The organism is Winogradskyella damuponensis, from assembly GCF_039538385.1.
In the GTDB taxonomy this organism is placed as follows: Bacteria; Bacteroidota; Bacteroidia; order Flavobacteriales; family Flavobacteriaceae; genus Winogradskyella; species Winogradskyella damuponensis.
Genome location: NZ_BAABCB010000007.1, coordinates 290668 through 316487, shown reverse-complemented (window position 1 = coordinate 316487; position 25820 = coordinate 290668). Strand labels below are relative to the sequence as shown.

The following is a 25820-nucleotide window of genomic DNA, read 5'->3' as shown; positions in this document are numbered from 1 at the left end:
GTATGCAATGCCATTATTCATTATAACATTTTAGTATCTTTGGAAACATTCAAAACTAAATTCAATATTTCATGTTTTTAAAACAATTTTTTGCCTCAGTTTTATGTTTTACAGCGCTTTTATTAAACGCTCAAATTGAAGAGCAACAACTCGATAAGCTCATAAAAGAAACTTTAACCACTTTTGATGTACCTGGAATTTCTGTGGGTATTTATAAGGATGGAGAAATTGTATATTCTAAAGGTCATGGGCTTCGTTCATTAGTGAATAAAAAAGCGATGAACGACGAAACTTTAGTTGGTGTTGCTTCAAATAGTAAAGGGTTTACCTGTTTTGCTTTGGCTATGATGGTTGATGCTGGTAAATTAAATTGGGACGATAAGGTGCGCCAGCACATTCCTGAATTTCAGTTGTATGATGCTTGGGTGACTCAAGAATTTACAGTGAGAGACTTAGTAACACATCGCAGTGGTTTAGGATTAGGAGCAGGAGATTTAATGTTTTTTCCTGAAGGTAATGATTTTAGTGTGGATGATGTGATTGCGAATGTGCGCTATTTGGAGCCAGAAAGCTCGTTTAGAAGTGAGTTTCAGTACAATAATAATATGTTCATTATTGCAGGTGAAGTTTTAAAGCGTGTAAGTGGGTTGTCGTGGGAAGCGTTTATTGAAACTAAAATATTGCAACCGGTTGGAATGACGCATAGTAAAGCATCTTACAATCGTGTGACAGATAAATCAAATATTATTGATGCGCATACAATGACTGAGGGTGAGGTTATTCAAATTCCACATGACTGGAGTGAAATAGCAAATCCAGCAGGAGGTATTGTTAGTAATGTTCCAGATATGTTGGCTTGGGCAGAATTTTTAATGAATAATGCTGTTACCAAGAATGGCGAACGTCTATTAAGTGAAAAACAGTTTCATGAACTTTGGCAATTACAGACTCCTTTAAATGTATATCCTAATGATTCTTATAATTCTAACTTTAAGGGGTATGGTTTAGGTTGGTTTGTTTCAGATGTTAAAGGTGGATATAAACAAGTGTATCATACAGGAGGTTTGTTAGGGACAGTTACACAATTTACTATGATTCCGGATTTAGATTTGGGAATTGTGGTATTAACCAATCAAATGAATGGTTCTGCTTTTAGTACTATTACTAACACAATTAAAGATTCTTATTTAGGATATGAAAACAGAAATTGGTTAGAAAAATATGGCAAAAGAAATGCAGATTATATTAAATATAACGACAGTATAAAAAACGCTGTTTATTCTAAAGTTGAAAAGGCGAAAAAGCTAAAAACATTGCCAAAACCAGAACAAATTGTTGGAACGTATACAGACGATTGGTTTGGTGATATTGATATTTTGCATGAAGTAAAAAAAGGGTATACTATAAAGAGTAAGCGTTCGTCTAGACTTTTTGGAGAATTATTACCATTAAATGCCACTACGTTTGTTGCTAAATGGCATGATAGAAGTTATGACGCAGATGTCTATGTACAATTTACCTTTAATGAAAAAGGAGACGCTGTTTCTGCATCTATGAAGTACATAGCTCCTATTACTGATTTTAGTTTTGATTTTCATGATTTAGAACTTAAAAAACAATGATTAGTCCATGAAATACATGGGAAGTAAGGCGCGTTTTGCCAAATATTTATTACCAATACTTCTTAAAAACAGAGTTCCTGAGCAAGTTTATGTTGAGCCGTTTGCTGGAGGTATGAATATGATTGATAAGGTTACAGGTGTGAGAATTGCTAACGACCAACATGAAGAATTAATGGCGATGTGGCAAGCTTTAATTTATGATAATTGGGACCCTCCAAAATTGGTGACTGAAGAAGATTATCGTAAAATTAGAGCGCATCAAGATCAATATCCCAAACATTTGGTTGGTTATGTTGGTTTTAATTCTTTTGGTGGAAAATGGTTTTCTGGATACCGAAGAGATAAGCAAGGTAAGCGTGATTATTGGGGAGAACATTATAGAAATATTACAAAACAAATTCCAAATCTTGAAGGAGTTGTTTTGTCGTGTAAATCGTATTTAGAATTAGATATTCCAAAACAAAGTATTGTGTATTGTGATCCGCCTTATGCCTCCACAACAAAATATAGGGATGATTTTAATCACGAACAATTTTGGGAATGGTGTAGGCAGCAAAGTAAGGCCGGTCATCAGGTTTTTGTAAGTGAATATAATGCTCCAAAAGATTTTAAATCTGTTTGGGAAATGCCGGCAAAAACAACATTTTCTTGGCATGCTGAAAATTTAGCGCCTAAAACAAGTGTTGAGCGTCTGTTTGTTTTTGAAGCTTAACATAGAGGAATAAAAAAACCTACAAGCTGTTTTAACTTGTAGGTTTTGTTTTCTAGTTTTTGGGTTTACGAATTCATAATATCTTCAATCTCTTCTACTTCAATAGGAATATTGCGCATTAAGTTGAAAGGTTCACCCTTCTCCTGAATTACAACATCATCTTCTAATCGAATGCCAAATCCTTCATCTGGAATATAAATTCCTGGTTCAACCGTAAACACCATGTTAGCTTGCATTGGTTCAGTTAAAATCCCATAATCATGTGTGTCTAAGCCCATGTGGTGAGATGTACCGTGCATAAAATACTTTTTATAAGCTGGCCAATCTTTATTTTCGTTTTGTACGTCAGCTTTGTCTAAAAGGCCTAAACCTAAAAGTTCTGAAGTCATGAGTTTACCAACTTCAATATGGTATTGTTCCCATAGTGTGCCTGGGACAAGCATTTTAGTGGCTTCATTTTTAACTCTGTTTACGGCATTGTAAACCGCTTTTTGTCTATCGTTAAATTTACCAGAAACTGGAATTGTACGCGTCATATCACTAGAGTAGTTTGCGTATTCTGCCCCGGCATCAATTAAAATTAAATCACCAGCTTTACATTGTTGGTTGTTTTCGATATAGTGTAAAACGTTAGCATTATTTCCTGATCCAATAATAGGTGTGTATGAAAATCCTTTAGAGCGGTTGTTTAGGAATTCGTGCATAAACTCTGCTTCTAAATTATATTCCCAAACACCAGGTTTTGTAAATTTTAAAACACGTCTAAATCCTTTTTCGGTAATATTACAAGCTTGCTGAATTAAATCTAATTCTATTTGGTCTTTTACAGAACGTAAGCGTTGTAAAATAGGATTACTTTTTGCTACACTATGCGCAGGATATTTATCCTTTAACCATTTGGTAAAACGATCCTCTCGGGTTTCCGTTTCTACATTCGCTCTGTAATGTTCGTTGGTATTAATGTAAATGGTGTCGCATTGCGTCATTAATTCAAACATTACTTTCTCCATGTCTTGTAACCAATATACGGTTGTAATGCCAGAAGTTTCAAATGCTTTTTCTTTAGTGAGTTTTTCACCTTCCCAAACAGCAATATGCTCGTTAGTTTCTTTTAAGAATAAAATTTCACGATGGTTTTCTTTTGGGCAATCTGGAAATAAAACTAAGATACTTTCTTCTTGGTCTACTCCGCTTAAGTAAAAAATATCGCGATGTTGTGCAAAAGGTAAAGTGCTATCTGCGCTTATTGGATAAATGTCGTTAGAGTTAAAAACAGCTAAACTGTTTGGCTTCATTTGAGCCGTAAAGTTTTTGCGGTTTTTTATAAAAAGTTGCTTGTCGATTAAATCGTATTTCATAATAGAGAATAGTTTTAAAAATTGTCATATTGAGTGTTGTTGTAACGCTCTTTTGAAAAATATAAACAGAGGTTTTTAACGTGCTTTGTGAGCTGTTTTGGCTTAAAATATATTTTAAGGCCAACAATACTCAAGCTGACATTTGATTGTTTTTCCTTGATTATCCAAAAATAAACAAACAAAACCGCTAGCAAAAGGTAAAGCTCATAATCTGATAAATTTTAAGAGACATTTATGAAGTTTCAATCTGCGTTTTTTTTTATTTTGAGTTTTTTCTCAGCAACTAGTAATTATCAAGTTAAGTCAAAAATATTTAGTGTAACTAGATTAAATTCATTCTAAATAAATTAATTATCTCTCAGCGTAGTTGGGAGAAAGTTAATTGTGCTGTATCTTTGTTAGACAAATAATCAACTACATATACAATGAGCGGAATTTTAAATTCTTCGATTGGAAGAAAATTTGCCATGGCACTTTCGGCACTCTTCCTAATGATTTTCTTATTACAACATTTTGCAATTAACTTATTATCTGTATTTAGCGCAGACACTTTTAACGAAGTATCGCATTATATGGGGACGTTTTGGGTAATTCAATATGTGATGCAGCCTGTATTAATTTTTGGTGTTATTTTCCATTTTGTAATGGGATTTGTATTAGAAATTAAAAACAACAAGGCAAGACAAATTACTTATGCTAAAAATAATGGAGCAGCAAATTCTACTTGGATGAGTAGGAATATGATTTGGAGCGGTTTAGCAATTTTAGCGTTTATAGTACTTCACTTTATTGATTTTTGGATTCCAGAAATAAACACAAAATATATTGTTGGTGATATGTCTGGTATGCACAATGGTGAGTATAGGTATTTTCATGAATTAGTTGAAAAATTTCATAGTCCACTTAGGGTAGGAGCATATGTTGTAGCATTTGTATTCTTAGCCTTGCACTTATTACATGGATTCAATTCGGCATTTCAATCAGTTGGAGCAAATAATAAGTACACAAAAGGCTTAAAGACTTTCAGTAAAATTTATGCTATAGGTATTCCTTTAGGATTTATTTTCATTGCATTGTTTCATCATTTAACAGGACACTAAAAAATAGCTTAATATGGCTTTAGACTCAAAAATACCAAAAGGTCCAATTAAAGATAAATGGACAGATTATAAAAATCACATAAATTTAGTTAATCCTGCAAACAAACGTAACATAGACGTTATTATTGTTGGTACAGGTTTAGCTGGAGGATCTGCTGCTGCGACTTTAGCAGAGCTAGGATATAATGTAAAAGCATTTTGTTTTCAAGATTCACCTAGGCGTGCACACTCTATTGCAGCTCAAGGTGGAATAAATGCCGCAAAAAACTACCAAGGAGATGGTGATTCAACATACAGATTATTTTACGATACTGTAAAAGGAGGGGATTATCGTTCGCGTGAAGCTAACGTATATCGTTTGGCTGAGGTTTCGGCAAATATTATTGACCAATGTGTTGCTCAAGGTGTGCCTTTTGCACGTGAATATGGTGGCTTATTAGATAACCGTTCGTTTGGTGGTGTATTAGTATCACGTACTTTTTATGCTGCAGGACAAACAGGACAACAATTATTATTAGGAGCGTATTCTGCCATGAATCGTCAAATAGGTCGTGGTAAAATCAAAATGTACAACCGTCATGAAATGCTTGACATTGTAAAAATTGATGGAAAAGCTCGAGGTATTATAACACGTAACTTAATTACTGGTGAAATCGAAAGACATTCAGCTCACGCTGTAGTTCTGGGAACTGGTGGTTATGGTAACGTATTCTTCTTATCAACTAATGCGATGGGAAGTAATGTAACAGCTGCTTGGAAAGCTCACAAACGCGGTGCTTTCTTTGCAAACCCTTGTTACACACAAATTCACCCAACATGTATTCCTGTTTCTGGAGACCATCAGTCTAAATTAACATTGATGTCTGAGTCTTTACGTAACGATGGCCGTATTTGGGTGCCAAAACATAAAAAAGATGTAGAGGCAATTAAAGCAGGAACATTAAAACCAAAAGATTTAGCAGAAGAAGATCGCGATTACTACTTAGAGCGTCGTTATCCTGCCTTTGGTAACTTAGTCCCTCGTGATGTTGCATCTCGTGCAGCAAAAGAACGTTGTGATGCTGGTTATGGTGTTAATGCAACAGGAGAGGCTGTATTCTTAGATTTTGCTTCAGCAATAGAGCGTTACGGAAAAGAAACGGCACATGTTAGAGGCTTAGATGAAAATGATGCAGCGCTTGTTAAGAAGTTAGGTCAAGAAGTCATCAAAAATAAATATGGAAACTTATTCCAAATGTATGAGAAGATTGTAGATCAAGATCCATACAATACACCAATGATGATTTATCCTGCGGTACATTATACAATGGGAGGTATTTGGGTAGATTATAACTTAATGACAACTGTTCCTGGTTTATACTGTATTGGAGAGGCTAACTTCTCTGATCATGGTGCAAACAGACTTGGGGCTTCGGCTTTAATGCAAGGTTTAGCAGATGGTTATTTTGTATTACCATATACTATTGGCGATTATTTATCAAATGATATTAGAACAGGACCAATTTCTACAGATACCAAAGAATTTGAAGAAGTTGAAGCTGAAGTAAGAAAAAATATAGATCATTTAATTAACAATAACGGTTCTCATTCTGTAGATTATTTCCATAAAAAATTAGGAAAAATCATGTGGAACAAAGTTGGAATGGCACGTAATGTGAAAGGTTTAACAGAGGCTATTTCAGAAATTAAAGCACTTCGTGAAGAGTTTTGGAAAGATGTTAAAGTGCCTGGAACTAACGAAGAATACAACGAAGAATTGGCAAAAGCTGGTCGTGTGGCAGACTTCTTAGAATTAGGAGAGTTATTTGCTAAAGATGCTTTAAACAGAGAAGAGTCTTGTGGTGGACACTTTAGAGAAGATTCTGTTGAGTTAGATGGAGAGCAAAAAGGAGAAGCAAAACGTGACGATGAAAACTTTGCTTATGTAGCAGCTTGGGAATATAAAGGAGAGCCAAGTGATGCCGTATTGCACAAGGAACAATTAGAGTTCAAGGATATAGAATTAAAACAAAGATCATACAAATAAGAAAGCAATGAATTTAACACTAAAAATTTGGCGTCAAAAAAACGCTAGTGATAAAGGAAAAATGGTTGATTATAAAGTCAACGATATTTCTCCAGACATGTCTTTCCTAGAAATGCTAGATGTTTTAAACGAGCAGTTAGTTAATAAAGATGAAAGCCCAATTGCTTTTGATCATGATTGTCGTGAGGGAATTTGTGGAATGTGTTCTTTATACATTAATGGAGAAGCTCATGGTCCAGATCGTGGTATTACTACTTGTCAATTACACATGAGAATGTTTAAAGACGGTGATACAATTACAATTGAGCCATTTAGAGCAACCGCTTTTCCTGTTATTAAAGATTTAATTGTAGATAGAACATCTTTTGATCGTATTCAGCATGCAGGAGGTTTTATTTCTGTAAACACTTCTGGAAATACTATTGATGCTAACTCAATACCTGTAAACAAACACGATGCAGATAAAGCTTTTGAAGCGGCTACTTGTATTGGATGTGGTGCTTGTGTAGCGAGTTGTAAAAATTCTAGCGCCATGTTATTTGTTGGAGCAAAAGTGTCTCAATTTGCATTATTACCACAAGGTAAAGTAGAAGCTACTGACCGAGTTTTAAATATGGTAAGACAAATGGATGAAGAAGGTTTTGGTAACTGTACCAATACTGGAGCTTGTGAAGTAGAATGTCCTAAAGGTATCTCTTTAGAAAATATTGCACGTATGAATCGTGAGTATTTATCGGCAACATTAAAAGGTTAATAAATCCCTGTTAAAGCAGGAATTACAAAATACAGAATCCCAAGGTAAAGTCTTATCTTGGGATTTTTTAATTTAGCATTATGCAAAACCCAAATTCTTTTTATACAGAACAATTAGAAATTAATAAAGCTGAGTCTAAGCGTATATTTAAACAACTTAGTCTTTATAGTATACTAAGACTCTCTATTTTTATTCTTACGGGAGTAGGAATCTATTTTACCTATCAAAATTGGAAAATTGCAGTTGGGATTGGAGTTGCAGGAATGGCGCTCTTTCTCTTTTTGCTTTCTAGATATACAGATTTAAAGTCGAAAAGAAATTTACACAAACGGCTGATTACAATAAATGAAGATGAATTAAAAATTGCCAAAGGGAATTTTGATGGGAGACCAGACGGTTCTCAATTTCAAAATCCGAAGCATTTTTTTAGTCTCGATATCGATTTATTTGGGAAAGGTTCCTTCTTTCAATTTATAAATAGAACAACCATAAAAGAAGGGACGGAAAAGTTGACGCAGCAATTGCTTGCTAATGATATTTCTAATATTGAAAATAGACAAAAAGCGATACAAGAATTAGCATCGTTACCAAAATGGAGACAAAATTATTCAGGTGTTTCCCAAGGTGTAGAGGTAGAGCATTCTGCAACATCAATTATAAATTGGCTTAAGGATTACAAACCGTTTTTAAATCTTTTTCATTATTGGTTTACAATTGCTTATAGTGTTATTTCAGTGCTTATATTGACTTTAGGTGTTCTTGAGGTTATTCCAATGGAACGTTCAGGTTATTTGTTGTTAGGATGGTTAATTTTAGGGTTAGGAATAACCGCATTTTATTTGAAGAAAATAAATTTAGTTGCTCAGAATACTGAAATGGCTAAGGATACATTTAAACAATATGCTTTTTTGTTAGAGTTAATTGAAAATAATGAATTTAAATCTCCGCTACTCAATGAGCAACAACAGAAAATTCAATCTGAAGGTATGAAAGCCTCTGAGATATTTTCTAAATTTTCAAAAGCTTTAGATGCTTTAGACAATCGAAATAATTTAATATCTGCGATATTTGGTAACGGTCTTTTGCTTTTAGACATAAGGCAAACTTATAAGATAGAACAATGGATTAGTAAATATGGACATAAGGTTGATGATTGGTTTGAAGTGGTGACGTTTTTTGATGCTTTTAATAGCTTTGGAAACTATGCTTTTAATCATCAAAAATTTACCTATCCAATATTAACCGAAGAACCTGTGACAATTTTAGCAGAGGGTTTAGGGCATCCGCTATTAAATCCTGAAAAACGAGTAGATAGTAATTTAAAGATTGAAGAAGAACAATTCTTTATTGTAACAGGAGCAAATATGGCAGGAAAAAGCACGTTTTTAAGAACTGTTGCGCTTCATATTGTGATGGCCAATGTTGGATTGCCTATTTGTGCGAAACAAAGTAAATACAAGCCAATTAAGCTAATTACAAGTATGCGAACAACCGATTCGTTAACCGATGATAGTTCGTATTTCTTTAGTGAGCTTACGCGATTAAAATTTGTGGTTGACACCATTGAAAATGATAAAAATTATTTTGTGATTTTAGATGAAATTTTAAAAGGAACCAACAGTACAGATAAAGCTATTGGCTCTCGAAAATTTGTAGAGAAACTGGTAAAACAAAATGCTACAGGAATCATTGCTACTCACGATTTAAGTCTTACTGAAATTGAAACCGAGTTAGAAGCTGTAAAAAATTACTACTTTGATGCAGAAATCATTAATGATGAACTCTTTTTTGACTACAAATTGAAACAAGGTGTTTGTCAAAATATGAATGCGAGTTTCCTATTAAAAAAGATGGAGATTATATAATTAACCTTGCCAAACGGATTAGTATTTGGTTCTACTATTAAATAATAGGTTATTAAGTCCGGTTGTGTTTTTATAAAGGTATTTGAGTAAAATAAAAAACCCTCTCTAAAAATAGAAAGGGTTTTATAAATTATAAAGAAATATGTTTCTTAAGCCTCGAAAGGTTCAATAGAAACGTAAGATTTGTTATCTTTTTTCTTAGTAAATTTTACTAGACCGTCAACTTTAGCATGTAAAGTATGATCTTTTCCTTGGTATACGTTCTCAGCTGGGTGATGTGTATTACCACGTTGTCTTAAAATGATGTTTCCAGCAATAGCAGCTTGTCCACCAAATATCTTAACGCCTAAACGTTTTGATTCTGATTCTCTACCATTCTTCGAACTACCAACTCCTTTTTTATGAGCCATGATCTAAGGTTTTATATTGTTATACTTAAGTGGTTTGGCAATTAAGCTTTACCACCATCTAATTCGTCTTGCCATTTTTTAAGTTCGTCCCACTTACCATCAGCAGCTAATTGTGCTTGAGCTGGCCAAGTATCAGTAACATGGTTACCACGAACATCTGCAATGATTTCAGAAATTGCTTCTGGCTTAGCTTTAGCTAAATCAGCGTAAGTAGCGATACCTGCTTCTACTAATGTAGATGCGATTTTAGGACCAATACCTTCAATTTTCTTTAAATCATCAGCTTTACCAGTTGCTTTTTTAGCTTTCGCTTCTGCTTTTGGTTCAGCTTTCTTTGCTTCTTTTTTAGGAGCAGCTTTTTTAGCTCCAGAAGCTGTAATGCTTTCAATTACGATTTCAGTTAAAGATTGTCTGTGTCCATTTTTAACACGGTAACCTTTACGTCTTTTCTTTTTGAAGACTATTACTTTATCACCTTTAAGGTGCTTTAAGACTTTTGCACTTACTTGTGCTCCATCTATAGCTGGGGCGCCTAAAGTTACATTGTTACCATCTCCAATTAAAAGAACGTTATCGAAATCTACTTTCGAACCTTCTTCTGTTGCTAAACGGTTAACAAAAACTCTTTGGTCTTTTTCAACTTTAAATTGATGCCCTGCTATCTCTACAATTGCGTACATAGCGTAACGTTTTTATTAATTTGTTTGTTAAATAAAATAGCCTTCTTCTCAGAAAGCGGATGCAAATATACTCCTAAATTATTAATCTACAAACGTTTTAAGGCTTTTCAAGCTGTTTTTGTAAGCTCGTAAGTAATTATTAAAAAAAACAGAGAACGGCAGAAAGTTATTAATTGAGTTTTTACACTTAATTATGTTAAAAAGACAAATCATTCCTTATTTTTGTGAGACTTCATGTAACAAAAAGCATTTAGTAAAGACAAATATTTAAAACAATTTAAATTTAAACACACTTAATAATGAAAAAAGGCTTATTTACTCTAGCTATTTTGTTGTTGGTTGGATTTAATTCAACAGCTCAACAAGTAGAATTCGAAGAGTTTGATTTAGACAATGGATTACATGTAATCTTGCATCAAGATAACACAGCACCAGTGGTTATTACTTCTGTAATGTATGATGTAGGAGGAAAAGATGGAGATAGAGCTCGTACGGGTTTTGCTCACTTTTTTGAACACCTTTTATTTGAAGGTTCTGAAAACATTGGACGTGGAGAATTCATGAAAATTATTCCAGCTAATGGAGGAACGTTTAACGCTAATACGTCTCAAGACAGAACGTATTATTACGAAATTTTTCCTTCTAATAAATTAGAATTAGGATTATGGTTAGAGTCAGAGCGTATGTTACACCCTGTTATTGACCAAGTTGGAGTAGATACTCAAAATGAAGTTGTAAAAGAAGAAAAACGTCAACGTTATGATGCGCCTTATGGTGGTATTTTAGAAGCTATTGGTTCTAATCTTTTTAAAGTACACCCTTATAAAGATCCTAATATTGGGTATATGGAGCATTTAGATGCAGCAACTTTAGAAGAGTTTAATGCCTATTTTGATAAATATTATGGTCCTAATAATGCTGTTTTAGTAGTTGCAGGAGATATAGATATTGAAGAAACTAAGAAATTAGTAAGAGATTATTTTAGCGCTGTTAAGAAAAGACCAGAAGTGGTTAGAAACTTCCCAAAAGAAGAGCCTATTACTGAGACAATTAAAGCTCAAGCTTTTGATAAAAACATTCAAGTGCCTGCAATTATAGCAACTTATAGAACACCAGGCCATGGAACACGTGATGCTTATATTTTAGACATGATTTCATCTTACTTAAGTGGAGGTAAAAGTTCTGTTTTGTATAAGAAATTAGTAGATCAACAAAAACAAGCGTTAGCAGTACAAGCGGTAAACATTTCACAAATGGATTACAGCATATTTGCATTATTTGCTATTCCTTTAGGAGAGGTAGAGTTAAGTACATTGTTATCTGAAATTGATGTAGAAGTTGCTAAAATGCAAAATGAATTAATCTCAGAACGTGATCATCAAAAATTATTAAATCAATTTGAAAACCAATTTGTAAACGCTAACTCTAGTATTGCAGGTATTGCAAGTTCTTTAGCAACGTACTACTTATTATACGGCGATGTAAATTTAATTAACAAAGAAATAGACATTTACAGATCTATTAGAAGAGAAGAAATTCAAGCTGTAGCTAAAAAGTATTTAAGCCCAAATCAGCGTGTTGAAATAGAATATTTACCTAAAAAAGAAGATCAGTAAGATGAAAACAACATATATTATGAAAACAAAATTATCTGCATTTATCCTATTGTTTTTAGTAACTATAGGTGTTAATGCACAAATAGATAGATCTAAACAGCCAAAAGCTGGACCAGAGCCTGAAATTACATTAGAAGTTCCTCAGGAATTTGAATTAAAAAACGGCTTAAAAGTATTAGTTGTTGAAAACCACAAGTTGCCAAGAGTATCTTACTCTTTAAGAATAGATAATAAGCCTATTGCTACAGGAAAAAAAGCTGGAGTAGAAAGCTTAATTGGAAGCATGTTAGGAAATGGAACAACGTCAATTTCTAAAGATGAATTTAACGAAGAAATCGATTTCTTAGGTGCTAGACTTAATTTTGGTTTTAGTGGTGGTTTTGCAAGTTCATTAACTAAATACTCTGATCGTATTTTAGAATTAATGGCAGATGCAGCATTAAACCCATTATTAACTGAAGAAGAGTTTGATAAAGAAAAGACTAAGCTAATTGAAAGCTTAAAGCAAAACGAAAAGAGTATTGATGCTATTGGTAGTCGTGTAGGTGATGCATTATCTTATGGAACAAAACACCCTTATGGAGAATTTGTTACAGAAGAAACTATTAACAATGTATCATTTGGTGATGCATTAGCATTTTACGAGAAATATTTTAATCCAAACAATGCTTATTTAGTTGTAATTGGTGATGTAGATTTTAAAACAGTTAAAAAGCAAATAAAAAAACACTTTGGTAATTGGAAAAAATCTGTTGATATAACCACAACACTTCCTAAGGTTAACCCTAATGCACAATACACTCAAATTAACTTTGTTGATATGCCAACAGCAACGCAGTCTAGCATATCTATTACCAACAATGTAGATTTGAAGATGAATGATGAAGATTACCATGCTGCTTTAATCACAAACAACATCTTAGGTGGTGGAGGTGAAGGTTACTTATTCAAAAACCTTCGTGAAGAACATGGTTATACTTACGGTGCCTATTCTAGCTTAAGAGCAAACAGATATGGTGCAGGACGTTTTAATGCTTCGGCTAAAGTAAGAAATATGGTTACAGATAGTGCTGTTGTTGAGGCTTTAAAAGAGATTAATCGTATTAAAACGGAACCTGTAGATCCTCAAATACTTAAAGATGCTAAAGCAAAATATGTTGGTAATTTTATTATGGGGTTAGAAAGTCCTCAAACAGTTGCTAATTACGCTTTAAACATAAAGTTGAATGATTTACCTAAAGATTTCTATTCTACATATTTACAGAAAATTAATGATGTTAGTGTAGAAGATGTACAAAGAGTTGCTAATAAATATTTAAAGACAGAAAATGCTAGAGTTGTTATCGTTGGTAAAGGAAGTGATGTCATAGAAAACCTTGAAAAAACAGGGATTCCAATTAAGTATTACGATGCATACGCTAATTCAGTAGAAAAGCCAACTTACGACATTCCAATGCCAGCAGATATGGATGTTACTAAAGTTTTAAACGCATATATCGCTAAAATTGGTGGTAAAGAGCGTTTAGATGGTGTGAATTCTGTTAAAATGATGGCGGAAGCAGAGTTACAGCCAGGTGTAATGATGAATCTTGAAATGAAAAAAACAAGTAAAAAACAGTTTGCACAAGAGATTACAGCAATGGGACAGTCGGTTATGAAAACTGTTGTTGGTGTAGATGGTGGTTATATGGTTATGCAAGGTCAACGTAAAGATATGAGCGAAGACGAACTTAAAGATGCTAAAGCAGAATCATCTCCTTTTCCAGAAGTTAACTATTTAAGTGGTGGTGTTACTTTAGAAAAGATAGAAAAAGTTGATGGAGAAAATGCTTATAAAGTAAAAGTAGATGATATAACGTCTATTTTCTATAGTGTTGAAACAGGCTTAAAAATTAAAGAAGAGAAAATATCTCCAATGGGTTCTCAATCTACATTCTATGCAGATTATAAAGAAGTTGATGGAATTATGTTCCCTTTTAAAATTTCTCAAACAATGGGACCACGTAAATTTGATTTTATTGTAAAAGAAATAAAAGTAAACGAAGGTGTTTCTGATGCTGATTTCGATTAATCAGAAATTGTCTTAGATAATATATTAAAACCGAAGCGAAAGCTTCGGTTTTTTTATGCCTTACGGTTATGAGATAAATAAACGCCCACTAATATTAATAAAGCAGCAAGTCCCTGAATAAAGCTAAAAGATTCGCCATCTATAATACCCCAAATTAAGGCTACAATAGGCATGATATAAGTTACTGACGATGCAAATACAGGTGTAGAAATTTGTACCAACTTAAAAAATAACACTTTTGCTATTGCGGTGCCAAAAACAGAAAGAATGGTAACATAAATAAAGGCATTTATAAAAGCAGGATTCTCAAAGGTTTTGGGTGTGAAAAAGTCGCTAAAAACGAGAATAATTAATGCAGGTATTACTATAAAAGCATAATTACCAGCTGCAATCGCTAATGGTTTTATATCTTGTAAATAACGTTTTATAATATTTACATTGGCAGCATACATTATTGTGGATGCAATAACAAAACCAGCATATATATAATTTTGATTGGGATTTAATTCTGAACCTTTTAAAATTAGGATAGCAGTACCAATAAAGCCAATGATAACACCTGAAACCTGTCGTTTTGTTGAGGTAATTTTAAATACAGCAAACCCGAACAAAATAGTATTTAAAGGAACTAAAGAATTTAATATAGAAGCCACAGCACTATCTATTTCAGTTTCAGCAATGGCAAAAAAGAAAGCAGGAATAAAAGAACCTAAGAGGCCAGAGAGGAGAAGCCATTTCCACTTCGATTTAGGTATCGTTTTAAGTTTATTAAAGCCAAAAGTTAAAAGAATTAGGCCAGTTATAATAGTTCTTAGCGCGCCTAATTGATAAGCCGTAAGACCTAAAAGTGATTTTTTGATTAAAATAAATGAGCTTCCCCAAATAATGGAAAGTATTAACAGGTAAATCCACTTAATATTAAGGTCTTTCATACTTATTTGCAGCTATTAAATCACAAAATTCGTTAATTCATATGCAAGAAAGACCAATATTTATTAGATTTATACAAAATTTAATAGTTTAAATATATGAAGGCATTAAAGAATATATTTTTCGTTTCAATATTAGCGATAACAATCTCGTCTTGTAAAAACGAAACACAACCAGAAGTTAAAACCGTAGAGGTAGAAGTTTCTGAAAAAGATGTTGCTCATACTTTAGATCCAAATGCAACTTATGTCAAAGTAGAATTTGGTATTGAAGGAATGACTTGTGCTATGGGTTGTGCAAAAACCATTGAAAAGAAAATGGCTAAAATGGAAGGAGTAAAATCTGCAAAAGTAGATTTTGATTCACGTTTAGCAATGGTAGAATATGACGAAGCTAAAGTAACACCTAAATCTTTAGAAGAAGCTGTTAGCAAAGTAGCAGACATCTACAAAGTTAAAGATATACATAAGGTCGAAGACTTTGGTTTAGGAAAAAAGGCGTGTGATGCAGATTGCAAAAAGGAATGTTGCGCTAATAAATCTGAAGCTGAAAAAAAAGCTTGTAAAGCAGATTGTAAAAAAGAATGTTGCACTAAAGAAAAGAAAGCAGAATAAGTTACTTTCTATATCAATTATATTAAAATACAACGCTATCCGAATGGGTGGCGTTTTTTATTGCACCTGAAGCAGTATAAAAGCTATTGCGAAGCATCCTAAAGGCAAAAGCCATAATAAATAGATAGATGTATCACTGCGCTTGGACTTAGCGTTAAGTATTGTTCTTTTCTTTCCATTATAGCGCATCCAGTTTTTAGAAATGATAAACAATGCGATTAATGAGAATAATACCCAAAACTTAGTAGAAGACATTACTAGCATTTTCATCTGACTAGCAAAAGCTATAAAAAAGGCACCTAATGCAAGTGCTATAGATAGCTCTAGAGTACAAATATAAAGTAAGGCTATATTGATACTTTTTTTTCCTAAAGCTTTCTTATAGTGGTTAAATATTGAAATATATATGGTGTCTAACATATAGGTGATATCCTTTTTTTAAGGTTATAAATATAGTGATTTACACTAAATGACTATTAATTAAATAAAACATAATAGTTATACCTTTGGCAGATGTGTTTAGTCAAATATTTACATAAAAAAAGACTGTCTTTTCAGACAGTCTTTTTTTTATTCTTTTATAAAAATTTCTATTGCGCTAAAATTTGCACATTACTTAAATCTAAAGTAGAAGATATTGAAGCATCATCACTGTCATAAACAAATGCTAGAACAGCATCACCACTAATCATTGAAATATTAATTAGGCCAGTAGCATCATAAACATTGTTGAAGAAACCAGTATTCTCAGGTAAAGCAGCAATTTCTGAAGCTCCTATTTCTGTCCATGTAGCATCATCAGGATTGGTACCTGCTACATAATCATTAGAGTAATACGCTTTTAATGGTTGTCCATTACTGAAAGCATCTGCAACTTGTAGAATAAGACGTTCATTTTCATTAGCATCAAAATTTATTGAAGGAGATATTAACCAGCTAATCATTTCTACTATGTCACCATCATCATAAGCAGAGCCTCTTACATAACCTTCTCCTTGGTAGCTACTAGCATACCATTCCTGTGTACCTAATGTATTGATAACTTCCCAGTCTCCTAAACCATTATCAAAGCCTTCGTTAAAAACAATTTCAAAATCTTCAATATCTAATAATGTACATCTTGGGTTTACCATATCCACATCATCAGTTGTATTTAAGGCTAATACTAAACTAGCTCCATCAAAAGTTTTACTAACTACAGCAGTAATTGATCCGTTGTATATAGGTAATCTTTCATTTTTAAAACTTGCAAAACTACTCGTTTCTAATATAAATTGTGGGTAAGTAAAACCACTACAATCTTGTAAGATTCTTTGTGTGTCATAAACTTCAGATGAATCAAAATAATTTTCTCCAGCTAAATTATCAGCAAATTCTACATTGTCAACTTTAACTAATAAACCAACATGGTCACCAGTAATAGCAGTTAAACCTATATTTAAAGGTGTAATAGTTTCTGTAACTGAAGATCTTAAAACTTTTTGTCTTATTTGAATTTCATTTAAACTTGTTACAGTAGTACCGTATTGATCAGTTTCAGTTCCTCCACCAATAGTAATTACTCCGTTTCCAACACGTTCTTCACCAATATAAAGACCTTGTAAGCTGATATATACTTCTCTTCCTAAATTGAATTGGTTGTATGTATCAACTTGATTTAAAATAACTTTTAAACCTGATGTAGGGTTTGTTGGACTATCTTGAATGAAAAACTCTTTAAAAAAGTTTCCAGTTTGGTCAGATGATGACACATATCCTTTTACATAGACATTAGTATCTTCAGGCTCAATGAACTCTCCACCTTGATATAATGCTTTAACTTCTGCGAACGATAATTCATTTCCAGTCTCTAGCAATAATGTAAGAGCTTTATTTTCTTCGTCTCCTAAACTACTAGGAATAGTATAATCGTCATCTTGTACACAAGATGTAATAGCTACGGAAGCTACTAGGATTAACATTAATTTTAAAGATTTAATCGCTTTATTCATAACTTTTTTATTTATAATTATTGAATTTATGAAATTTAAACATTTCATAATAGTAATTTTATTTATTAATTTTTCTTTTTTTAGAATCGTACGTTTAAGTTAACAAAATAATTGGCACCACGACCATACCAATATTTTGAGCCAAACCTAGGGTTGCCATCAGCATTATCATCTCTAAGTTCTCTATAGTTAGCATTTCTACCTTGCTCAAAACCACCTGTTTTATAAACTTCGTCTAAGATGTTACCAACGCTAGCAAAAAGACTGATATAATAATCACCAACTTTCCATGATTTACCACCAACAAGGTTTACCACCATATAGTCGCTAATCTTTTCTTGTTTTAGTAATTCAGTAGCTAATTCTTCATCATAATCATTAATAGGTAATCCGTCTGAATCTAAATAAAAATTCTCTGTTCTTGTTAATGCATTTACATCTATGTAAGCATGAGAGAAAAAGTTAGCTGTTGCACCAAACCACCAGAAATTAGGGTCTCTATATTCAAACCCAATAGAAGCAGCTCTTTGAGGTCCACCAGCAAGTTTATAATCTTTTAGATTAGCTTTACCATAAGGAATAGAACCATCTGCTGTATTAAAGCTAGCTGAGGTTAAATATAAATCAGGATTGTTGTCATAAGTATATTGACCAACAGAAGCAGCACCTTTTAATTTAATAGTTGGTGTTACTTGTGCTTCAATTCCTAATTCTACACCTAAGTGTTTTTTATCTATACCTTGTAAAACTTCTTGTACAAAAGCAGACGTGTCATTATCTTCAATATCATTTCCTCCACTTAAACCATCTGCATAATAGAATCCAACTTCATTAGCATCTTCAATTTTAGAATAGAATCCTGTAATTTTAGCGTTAACAATTGGAGATCTAAAAATATAACTTGCATCAAATGAAGTTACGGTTTCTTCACTAATATTTTTTACGATATTATGGTTTTCTCTAGAGTTAGAGTATGTATTTCTTAGGTTAGGGGCTCTTGTAAGGTAACCTCCATTAACATCAATTAAGTGTTTTCCAGAAATTTTATACGTAAATCCTGCTTTTGCACCTACACCAGTAAAAGAAAGTTCTTCACCTTTGCCATAAGATTCTGGTCGTCCATCAAGGCCGTCAAATCTACTGTTTTCCCATAAACCTTCTCTTTGGTATGTTGTGCTTGTTACATTAGCAGAAACATAAAAATCTACTTTATTGTATTTAAACTGCCCTTGTGCATAAGCCGAGATCACATCTGCATATAAGTTATAGTTATATCTGTATTTATCTCCTTCTCCTACTAAACGTCCAGGGTTTTTATTATCGTACTCAAAACCATCAAAAGAATCTACGTTTAATAAACCTACCTCAGATCCTAATAAGTCTAAAACTTCACCAAAGTTTTCTGATTTAAGGTTTTTATAGTTAACGGCTCCATTTATAATGATGTTATCATTAATTTCAGAAGTGAAGATTGAGTTAACTGTTAATTGAGTGTCATCTGCTCTGTCTTCGTATAAAGCATATGCAGAGCTAATGTCATTAATGTTGTTGGTTACGTTAGCATCTAGAATACGTTCCCAATCTATTTGTCCATCATCAACAAATTTCTGTTGTGCTAAATAAGCACCTACAAGATCATCTCTTTGTTCGTGATAGCTAGGTAGTAATTGGTAATAAGCAGGACTTGGGTTACCACCACCACTGTAATCTAATCTACTGTTTCCTAATTTACCAAATTGGTAACCAACATTGGTATTTAATTTTGTTTTAGAAGAAATGTCCCAATAATGATTCAACATAAAAATTGGTTCTTCAACTTCTTTAATACGAGAATTACGTTGTTCTCCGTCTAAATTTCCCCAATACTCATTGTATTTAATCCCTTTTAGGTCATAAACTTCTTGTGTATTTGGTGAAGATTTTCCTCTTCTATTAGGAGTATAAACCGAAGTAAAGTTAATACTGTGCTTGTCGTTTATTTTCTTTTCTATAGAAGCGAAAAATGAGTTAGAATCATATAATGTTCCGTCTATAAAACCTTCATCTCCCCAACGTCTTCCAATCATAAAAGCGTAAGACCAGCCTCCTTCAACTAAACCAGAAGCATAACTAGCCATAGCACGATTTGTATAACTTCTATTAGATGATGAATATGTTATACGTCCACCTTTTCTGTAAGAAGATGCTCTTGTAATAATATTAGATGATCCTAAAATACCGCCAAAATTATAATCTGAAGGAGTAAGACCTGTTGTTAATACTTGGTTACGCATCATATCATTTAATCCGCCCCAGTTACTCCATTGTGGTCTTCCGTTATAAAGCTTATTCATTTCAATACCGTTCATTAAAACTGAACCGTTTTCAGAATCTAAACCTCTTACTTTGAAGAATGAAGAACTAAATTCAAAAGCAGCTGTTCTTTGAAAAATATCTAATGAAGAAGATAGTAATCCAGAAATATTATCTGCACCACTTGTGTCGTCATTTAGCTCGTCGTCAGAAAGTGTAATTGTAAACATATCTTGCACGTCTGAAACGTCCAAGTCTAAAGTCATATCCGTAATATTCACGGTTTGTCCTTCGTTAACAATAATAGGATAACGTTTTGTTTCGTAACCTGTTTTTGAGATTTTTAAAACCTGTTCTCCTAATGGTACGTTGCTAGAGAAAATAAATTCACCGAAACCATTTGTTAAAGTTGATTGTTGAGTTTCTTCAATGGTAATAGTTACATCAGGGATTGGTTCTGAGGATGTAGCATCTTTTACACTACCTTTAATAATGGTGCTTTGCGCCATCATTGTAAAGGAAGAAAAAATTCCAAATAATAAAATAATTAAACTTTTTTTCATACCTAATTTTAAAGTTATTAATCTTTGTACATTAAATAAAAGTTATTTAAGGCGTGCAAATTTACATTATTTATAATAAATATCTACTTTTGGCTCAAGATTTGTAAAGTAATTAATGTTAACATAACATCTACTAAATGAAAAATTTAAAACTCACTTTAATAGTAATGCTTCTTTTTGCGTTTATAAGTACAAATGCACAGGAAAAGAAAAAGTATAAAATCCATACGGTTGCTTTTTATAACTTAGAAAATTTATTTGACACTATAAATGATACTACTAAGTATGATGAAGCAAGTCCTATTATGGAGCTAAATCAAGCTCTAAGAGCAGAAGCTTATGAAAAGAAGCTTAAAAATATGGCAAAAGTAGTTGCTGATATAGGTCTTAAAGACACTAAAAACTCACCTGCAATAATTGGAGTTTCTGAAGTTGAAAACAGACAAGTACTTGTAGATTTGGTTAATGACCCTCAGTTATTGAATAAAGATTATGGTATTGTTCATTTTGATTCTCCTGATAAGAGAGGAATTGATGTCGCTTTACTATATCAAAAAGCACTTTTTAAGCCTATTGAAACAAGCTCTCATGAGTTACTTATTTATGATGATTCTTCAAGAGAACGTGTATATACAAGAGATCAGTTATTGGTTAGTGGTGAATTAGAAGGTGATTTAATTCATATTATTGTTAATCACTGGCCATCTCGAAGTGGAGGCGAAGCAAGAAGTAGATTTAAACGTGTTGCTGCAGGAAAATTAAACAAGCGTATTATAGATTCTTTACAATCTATAGATCCTTATGCTAAAGTTATTACAATGGGAGATTTTAACGATAACCCTATAAATGACAGTATGAAAAAGGAGTTAAAAACCGAAGCAGACAAAGATAAAGTAAAGTTAAAAGGTGTTTATAACCCTTATGAAAACCTATATAAGAAAAAAGGTTTAGGAACAACTGGTTACAGAGATGCTTGGAGTTTGTTTGATATGATTTTATTCACGCAACCATTTTTAGAAAAAGACTATTCTTCATTTAGATTTTATAAAGCAGGAATTTTTAATAAGTCTTATTTAACTAATAAAGAAGGACGTTATAAAGACTATCCTTATCGTATGGTTGATGCCGGACTTTCGGGTGGTTATAGCGATCACTTCCCTGTGTATATCTACTTAGTTAAAGAATTAGAATAAGCGAAATTGTGAAACTAAAAAAGCGTCTAAATACTATTTAGACGCTTTTTTTATATGTAATAAGTTGAGGTTTAAAACCAAAGGTTCCACGGAATTTTAGCCAAGACTAAAACTAAAGCTAAGGTATAAAAGATAGCTAGCATTTTAAATTTTGGTTTAGATGTTAATTTCTTTTTGTGCTTTGAATAGCCTATAGTTAATAACGCTATTGCAATTATCATAGTTAGTGGGTGTTCTACAATGAGATTTCTTAAAGCTTTGTTTCCCATTACTTCTCCCATACCTCCAACTTGTTCTATTACTGAAAAATAATCTTTCATAAAAAACAATACAATACCAATGAGCAATTGAATGTGCATTGTTATTAGTGCAAATAATGAAATTCTAAAATCTTTTGCATCAAATTCCTTGTCGCCAAAAAATTTAATTAATGCATTAAATGTAGCAAGTACTAATACTAGAAGTACTAAATAAGCCCATGTTGAATGTATAAACTGTACAGTTTCCATAATAATAAGTTGATTAATTTCTGTAAAAATAAGGATTTAAGGGTGAATGTAATTACTCTGAAATTGTAATTTTATGTTTTAGCTCGTTTCCTAATTCGTCTATAACGGTGATGATATGGTTTCCAGAACTTGGAAGAATAGCCATGTCGTGAATGTCTTTTGTGCTTCCAATATATTCACTATCAACGTACCAATACAATTCTAGTTCAGGTTTCGAATGCGCTACTTTTAAGATTAACTCATTAATATTACCGTCAAAATCTTTTGGCAAATAAATAGTACTTTGTTGATTTGGGTAAATAAATTCCATGGGAGTTCCAATGGATTCAGTGCAATCTGCTCTGTAAGGTGGTAACGGTTTGTAAAACGGGTTTTTAGTTTTAAAATAATAGGCTTGTAAAGGAGGTAAAATAAACCAAGATTTATTTTTAATGTTTGAAATGGCTTCACATGAAGTGTTTACCTGAAACTGTTCAGAAGCATCTAAATGGACTAATTTATGATAAGGGCAAGGCTCGGTTTTCTTTCCGCTTGCTTGTATATAACGCATTTCGGTTTCATCGCAAATAGATGATGCACGATACCCACTTTTTTTACAGATATTAACTTCTAACATTTCGTCATATGGCATTGCAAACCAGTCGCTTTTTGGTAGTAAGTCAAAAACTTCAAACAAAATAGGTGCAGCTGCTTGCACTCCAACTAAACCAGGTCGTCCTTCTCCATCGGCATTACCAACCCAAACGCCAACCACATAGTCTTTGGTGGTTCCGATTGCCCAAGCATCCCTAAAACCAAAACTTGTTCCTGTTTTCCATGCAATTTCCTGAGAAGAATCATAGTATTCCCAGCTTTCATCACTTTGTGGTCGGTTAACTTGTTTCATGCTTTCATAGGTGAGATAAATGGAAGCGGCATCAAAGACTTCTTTTTCTGTAGATAGTTTTCCGAAATCAACAGATTGTTTTGAATTGTAAATTGGCTGGCAAAATTCATTATTGAAATACTGACTAGAATTGGCATTAAAATGATTTAAAGTCGAAGACATAGCAGCATAACTTTTACACAAATCCCAAAGATTGCTTTCTGCACCTCCAAGTATTAAAGACAAGCCATAATGGTTGGCGTTGTATTTTAAATCTTTAAGTTGAAGCGCTTTGAGGTAATGATAAAACCGATCTAATCCAAACTCTTGAAGCATGTTAACAATAGGAACATTTAAAGAACGTGATAACGCTTCATTAGCATGTACAGCGCCATCGTAAGTTTGGTTATAGTTTTCGGGGTGATAACTTCCAAATTGTGTAGGTACATCTGCAATTAGAGTGTTGGGTAATACATCACCTGCATCTAACATGGCAGCATATAAAAAGGGTTTTAATATACTTCCTGTACTTCTGGGTTTGTCAATAATATCAACACTGTTTTGATGGGCTTTGTCTGTAGGCGAATTGCCCACGTAAGTTAAAACCTCTCTTGTTTTTACATCTAAAACCAAAACGGAAATATTATAAATTTCATTTTGTTTTAAGCGATTGTAATGTTGCTTTACAATGCTATTAGTTTGTTCTTGAAGCGCTATGTTAACCGTGGTTTTTACACGTTTACCTTTATGTTTTTTTGCTGTTTTTTGAAGTAAATGAGGTGCGATTTGTGGTAATGGATAGGGCTTTTGCGGTAAGCCTTCAGCAATAGATAGCTTATATGTAAGTTCGTCTATCGTGCCATTTTTATGAAGCTTTTTTAGTAACCGATTGCGTTTTTCTAATAATCGTATTTGATTTTTTCCAGGATAGATTAAACTTGGAGCATTGGGTAAAACCGCTAAAGTGGCACTTTCGGCCCAAGATAAATTATAGGCATTTCGATTAAAATAACGCCAAGATGCTGCGTCTATGCCAACAACATTTCCTCCAAACGGAGCATGACTGGCATAAAGATTTAAAATGTCATCTTTAGACAATCTGAACTCTAATCGTGTGGCTAAAATGAGTTCTTTTAGTTTTTCAAAATAGGTACGTGATTGTCCTTTTCGAGATAATCGAATGACTTGTTGTGTTAAGGTACTTCCGCCTCGTTTTATAGTGCCAGAACTTAGATTACCTTTTAAAGCCTTAAAGATTGAAACCGGATTAAAACCAGGATGTTTGTAAAAATATTCATCTTCAAATTGAAGAATACAAGTTTTGAATTTTTCTGGAACACTATCATTAGCGGGAAATCTCCACTGGCCATCGTCGGCAATTAAGGCGCCTAATAATTCATTTGATTGACTTGTAATAACAGTTGCTGTTGGATCTTTAAATAATGTCTTTGGTAAACAAAAATAATAAGCACCTAAAAGTATTAAAACCACTAAGGATTTTATTTTATTTCGCTTAAAAAAATGAATTAATCTATGCATAAATAATTTACCGAACGCTTACTTAAAACTTGTTAAACAAAGTTATCTATATATTTAAAGCTGTTAAATGTTTTCTTGGACTTTTGAAATATTTATGACGCAACTTAAACTAAAAGTAAATTCATGTTACGTTTTAATTAAAGTGAAGTAAATGAAAATAAGACTTGACAGATCTTAAACCTATCAAGTCTTATTTATATTAAACTAGCAGCCATTTGGCATATCAAATTCTATGATTTTTTCAGTGATATTATCTTCAAAATCGGTCAAAATGATTTTAAGAAAAACACGATTTGTTGCAACTCCAATAGGATAATCCTTCACATTTTTTATCGTCTTAAAATAGTCTAACCAATCTGCTCCACATTGGTCAATAACTTCGGTTTTTAAATCCTCTACAGAAGTGTCAATAAATTGTTTCCAATCATTTTCAGTATACGCTAATGTTTCAAAAGTATTAGATCTCGTTTGTTTTAATGGCTTCCATTCCGAATCAAAATGTTTCCAGTCATTAGCATCACATTTTTTATCTGCACTCATAAAAGAAATGCTATTTTCGTAGCGTTGAAAGATGCTCACGTGTTTATAATCATTATCAACTAAAACAATTTGTTTTTTTTCAGGTGACGCCCCTAAATCGACATGGATTGTTGTGGAGTCGGTTTGTTTTAAGTTATGAAGTCTTTTGTAATCGCTAGTCGCTAAATTTTTTATTTCAACATTCAATAGGTCTAAATCTAATCGAATAGTTTTAGAAATTTTTGTTGAAGATAAGTAGCCATTAAACACATAACCAATATGATTTCGGGTTTCAACTTTTACCCATTCTCCGCTTACTTTTTTTCCGCCATCAAGCACAACTAATTTTTTATCTGTTTTTTCAAGTACTCCAATGGCCTCGCCATAGGCTAATTTGCTTAGCATTTTGCCACTTACATCGGGTTGGTCTCTAAGGGATAATCCGCTTTCTGCTGCTACGTAAGCATTTTGTTGTGCTGTTACTAATGCGACAGTGAAGAGCATTCCAATCGCTAAAATCTGCTTTAAATTTCTCATAATTTTGTGATTTAAGGTTAAACATTTTTAGCGGTTTTGTTTCTAGGATTCTTG

The 25820-nt window shown here is 32.8% G+C and carries 20 protein-coding genes; 10 read left to right on the top strand and 10 right to left on the bottom strand.

What is annotated here, in order from left to right:
* Nucleotides 1-71: 71 nt before the first annotated feature.
* Nucleotides 72-1622, top strand: coding sequence for a serine hydrolase (locus ABD730_RS05525; protein ID WP_344713111.1), 1551 nt, complete (start codon nucleotides 72-74; stop codon nucleotides 1620-1622).
* A 7-nt stretch (nucleotides 1623-1629) separates the two neighbouring features.
* Nucleotides 1630-2334 (top strand): DNA adenine methylase, encoded by a 705-nt coding sequence (locus ABD730_RS05520; RefSeq protein WP_344713109.1) that lies wholly within the window; start codon nucleotides 1630-1632, stop codon nucleotides 2332-2334.
* A 65-nt stretch (nucleotides 2335-2399) separates the two neighbouring features.
* On the opposite strand, the gene ABD730_RS05515 is transcribed toward ABD730_RS05520, so the two are convergent.
* A complete protein-coding gene (locus ABD730_RS05515) occupies nucleotides 2400-3692 on the bottom strand; it encodes an aminopeptidase P family protein (protein WP_334468334.1) in 1293 nt (430 codons plus the stop codon).
* Between the two features lie 425 nt (nucleotides 3693-4117).
* Between ABD730_RS05515 and ABD730_RS05510 the strand changes: the two genes are divergently transcribed.
* The 4 genes from ABD730_RS05510 to ABD730_RS05495 all read left to right on the top strand — a co-directional run bounded on the left by ABD730_RS05510 (nucleotide 4118) and on the right by ABD730_RS05495 (nucleotide 9437).
* The gene (locus tag ABD730_RS05510; protein WP_215928240.1) at nucleotides 4118-4792 is read left to right on the top strand and encodes a succinate dehydrogenase cytochrome b subunit; all 675 of its coding nucleotides are present in this window, start codon (nucleotides 4118-4120) and stop codon (nucleotides 4790-4792) included.
* A gap of 13 nt (nucleotides 4793-4805) precedes the next feature.
* Entirely contained in the window at nucleotides 4806-6818 is a 2013-nt protein-coding gene (locus ABD730_RS05505) for a fumarate reductase/succinate dehydrogenase flavoprotein subunit (RefSeq protein ID WP_215928239.1), read from the top strand.
* 7 nt (nucleotides 6819-6825) lie between these two features.
* Nucleotides 6826-7572, top strand: a complete 747-nt coding sequence (locus tag ABD730_RS05500) for a succinate dehydrogenase/fumarate reductase iron-sulfur subunit (protein WP_215928238.1) — start codon at nucleotides 6826-6828, stop codon at nucleotides 7570-7572.
* Between the two features lie 80 nt (nucleotides 7573-7652).
* On the top strand, nucleotides 7653-9437 hold the full coding sequence (locus tag ABD730_RS05495) for a MutS-related protein (protein WP_344713106.1): 1785 nt from the start codon (nucleotides 7653-7655) through the stop codon (nucleotides 9435-9437).
* A 149-nt stretch (nucleotides 9438-9586) separates the two neighbouring features.
* On the opposite strand, the gene rpmA is transcribed toward ABD730_RS05495, so the two are convergent.
* Together rpmA and rplU are read right to left on the bottom strand one after the other, a co-directional pair.
* Nucleotides 9587-9847: a 50S ribosomal protein L27 gene (gene rpmA, locus ABD730_RS05490; RefSeq protein WP_179337340.1), complete on the bottom strand. Its 261-nt coding sequence runs from the start codon at nucleotides 9845-9847 to the stop codon at nucleotides 9587-9589.
* A 41-nt stretch (nucleotides 9848-9888) separates the two neighbouring features.
* Nucleotides 9889-10527 (bottom strand): 50S ribosomal protein L21, encoded by a 639-nt coding sequence (gene rplU / locus ABD730_RS05485; RefSeq protein ID WP_215928236.1) that lies wholly within the window; start codon nucleotides 10525-10527, stop codon nucleotides 9889-9891.
* Nucleotides 10528-10826: 299 nt separating this feature from the next.
* Here rplU and ABD730_RS05480 point away from each other — a divergent pair, with 299 nt between their 5' ends.
* Together ABD730_RS05480 and ABD730_RS05475 are read left to right on the top strand one after the other, a co-directional pair.
* On the top strand, nucleotides 10827-12143 hold the full coding sequence (locus ABD730_RS05480) for a M16 family metallopeptidase (RefSeq protein WP_344713101.1): 1317 nt from the start codon (nucleotides 10827-10829) through the stop codon (nucleotides 12141-12143).
* Between the two features lie 19 nt (nucleotides 12144-12162).
* On the top strand, nucleotides 12163-14214 hold the full coding sequence (locus tag ABD730_RS05475; protein WP_344713099.1) for a M16 family metallopeptidase: 2052 nt from the start codon (nucleotides 12163-12165) through the stop codon (nucleotides 14212-14214).
* A gap of 53 nt (nucleotides 14215-14267) precedes the next feature.
* On the opposite strand, the gene ABD730_RS05470 is transcribed toward ABD730_RS05475, so the two are convergent.
* A complete protein-coding gene (locus ABD730_RS05470) occupies nucleotides 14268-15146 on the bottom strand; it encodes a DMT family transporter (RefSeq protein WP_344713097.1) in 879 nt (292 codons plus the stop codon).
* Nucleotides 15147-15242: 96 nt separating this feature from the next.
* Here ABD730_RS05470 and ABD730_RS05465 point away from each other — a divergent pair, with 96 nt between their 5' ends.
* Nucleotides 15243-15758 carry a cation transporter gene (locus ABD730_RS05465; RefSeq protein WP_344713095.1) on the top strand — a complete coding sequence of 172 codons (516 nt, stop codon included), beginning with the start codon at nucleotides 15243-15245 and terminating at the stop codon, nucleotides 15756-15758.
* Nucleotides 15759-15815: 57 nt separating this feature from the next.
* Here the strand turns inward: ABD730_RS05465 and ABD730_RS05460 are convergent, their stop codons facing one another.
* From ABD730_RS05460 to ABD730_RS05450, 3 genes are all read right to left on the bottom strand, one after another.
* Nucleotides 15816-16178, bottom strand: coding sequence for a hypothetical protein (locus ABD730_RS05460; protein ID WP_334468314.1), 363 nt, complete (start codon nucleotides 16176-16178; stop codon nucleotides 15816-15818).
* Between the two features lie 170 nt (nucleotides 16179-16348).
* Entirely contained in the window at nucleotides 16349-17749 is a 1401-nt protein-coding gene (locus tag ABD730_RS05455) for a DUF5689 domain-containing protein (RefSeq protein WP_344713093.1), read from the bottom strand.
* A gap of 80 nt (nucleotides 17750-17829) precedes the next feature.
* Nucleotides 17830-20604 (bottom strand): carboxypeptidase regulatory-like domain-containing protein, encoded by a 2775-nt coding sequence (locus tag ABD730_RS05450; protein WP_334468310.1) that lies wholly within the window; start codon nucleotides 20602-20604, stop codon nucleotides 17830-17832.
* A 137-nt stretch (nucleotides 20605-20741) separates the two neighbouring features.
* Here ABD730_RS05450 and ABD730_RS05445 point away from each other — a divergent pair, with 137 nt between their 5' ends.
* Nucleotides 20742-21797 (top strand): endonuclease/exonuclease/phosphatase family protein, encoded by a 1056-nt coding sequence (locus tag ABD730_RS05445; RefSeq protein WP_344713091.1) that lies wholly within the window; start codon nucleotides 20742-20744, stop codon nucleotides 21795-21797.
* 71 nt (nucleotides 21798-21868) lie between these two features.
* On the opposite strand, the gene ABD730_RS05440 is transcribed toward ABD730_RS05445, so the two are convergent.
* From ABD730_RS05440 to ABD730_RS05430, 3 genes are all read right to left on the bottom strand, one after another.
* Complete coding sequence (locus tag ABD730_RS05440; protein ID WP_334468405.1) at nucleotides 21869-22309, bottom strand: hypothetical protein; 441 nt, start codon at nucleotides 22307-22309, stop codon at nucleotides 21869-21871.
* A 49-nt stretch (nucleotides 22310-22358) separates the two neighbouring features.
* The gene (gene pbpC / locus ABD730_RS05435; protein WP_344713089.1) at nucleotides 22359-24710 is read right to left on the bottom strand and encodes a penicillin-binding protein 1C; all 2352 of its coding nucleotides are present in this window, start codon (nucleotides 24708-24710) and stop codon (nucleotides 22359-22361) included.
* 204 nt (nucleotides 24711-24914) lie between these two features.
* Nucleotides 24915-25766, bottom strand: a complete 852-nt coding sequence (locus ABD730_RS05430; protein ID WP_344713087.1) for an SH3 domain-containing protein — start codon at nucleotides 25764-25766, stop codon at nucleotides 24915-24917.
* Nucleotides 25767-25820: the final 54 nt, after the last annotated feature.

Bases quoted from the DNA above. Each gene is read 5' to 3' on its own strand.
- ABD730_RS05525 (WP_344713111.1), top strand. From the start codon at position 72: ATGTTTTTAAAACAATTTTTTGCCTCAGTTTTATGTTTTACAGCGCTT.
- ABD730_RS05520 (WP_344713109.1), top strand. From the start codon at position 1,630: ATGAAATACATGGGAAGTAAGGCGCGTTTTGCCAAATATTTATTACCA.
- ABD730_RS05515 (WP_334468334.1), bottom strand. From the start codon at position 3,692: ATGAAATACGATTTAATCGACAAGCAACTTTTTATAAAAAACCGCAAA.
- ABD730_RS05510 (WP_215928240.1), top strand. From the start codon at position 4,118: ATGAGCGGAATTTTAAATTCTTCGATTGGAAGAAAATTTGCCATGGCA.
- ABD730_RS05505 (WP_215928239.1), top strand. From the start codon at position 4,806: ATGGCTTTAGACTCAAAAATACCAAAAGGTCCAATTAAAGATAAATGG.
- ABD730_RS05500 (WP_215928238.1), top strand. From the start codon at position 6,826: ATGAATTTAACACTAAAAATTTGGCGTCAAAAAAACGCTAGTGATAAA.
- ABD730_RS05495 (WP_344713106.1), top strand. From the start codon at position 7,653: ATGCAAAACCCAAATTCTTTTTATACAGAACAATTAGAAATTAATAAA.
- rpmA (WP_179337340.1), bottom strand. From the start codon at position 9,847: ATGGCTCATAAAAAAGGAGTTGGTAGTTCGAAGAATGGTAGAGAATCA.
- rplU (WP_215928236.1), bottom strand. From the start codon at position 10,527: ATGTACGCAATTGTAGAGATAGCAGGGCATCAATTTAAAGTTGAAAAA.
- ABD730_RS05480 (WP_344713101.1), top strand. From the start codon at position 10,827: ATGAAAAAAGGCTTATTTACTCTAGCTATTTTGTTGTTGGTTGGATTT.
- ABD730_RS05475 (WP_344713099.1), top strand. From the start codon at position 12,163: ATGAAAACAAAATTATCTGCATTTATCCTATTGTTTTTAGTAACTATA.
- ABD730_RS05470 (WP_344713097.1), bottom strand. From the start codon at position 15,146: ATGAAAGACCTTAATATTAAGTGGATTTACCTGTTAATACTTTCCATT.
- ABD730_RS05465 (WP_344713095.1), top strand. From the start codon at position 15,243: ATGAAGGCATTAAAGAATATATTTTTCGTTTCAATATTAGCGATAACA.
- ABD730_RS05460 (WP_334468314.1), bottom strand. From the start codon at position 16,178: ATGTTAGACACCATATATATTTCAATATTTAACCACTATAAGAAAGCT.
- ABD730_RS05455 (WP_344713093.1), bottom strand. From the start codon at position 17,749: ATGAATAAAGCGATTAAATCTTTAAAATTAATGTTAATCCTAGTAGCT.
- ABD730_RS05450 (WP_334468310.1), bottom strand. From the start codon at position 20,604: ATGAAAAAAAGTTTAATTATTTTATTATTTGGAATTTTTTCTTCCTTT.
- ABD730_RS05445 (WP_344713091.1), top strand. From the start codon at position 20,742: ATGAAAAATTTAAAACTCACTTTAATAGTAATGCTTCTTTTTGCGTTT.
- pbpC (WP_344713089.1), bottom strand. From the start codon at position 24,710: ATGCATAGATTAATTCATTTTTTTAAGCGAAATAAAATAAAATCCTTA.
- ABD730_RS05430 (WP_344713087.1), bottom strand. From the start codon at position 25,766: ATGAGAAATTTAAAGCAGATTTTAGCGATTGGAATGCTCTTCACTGTC.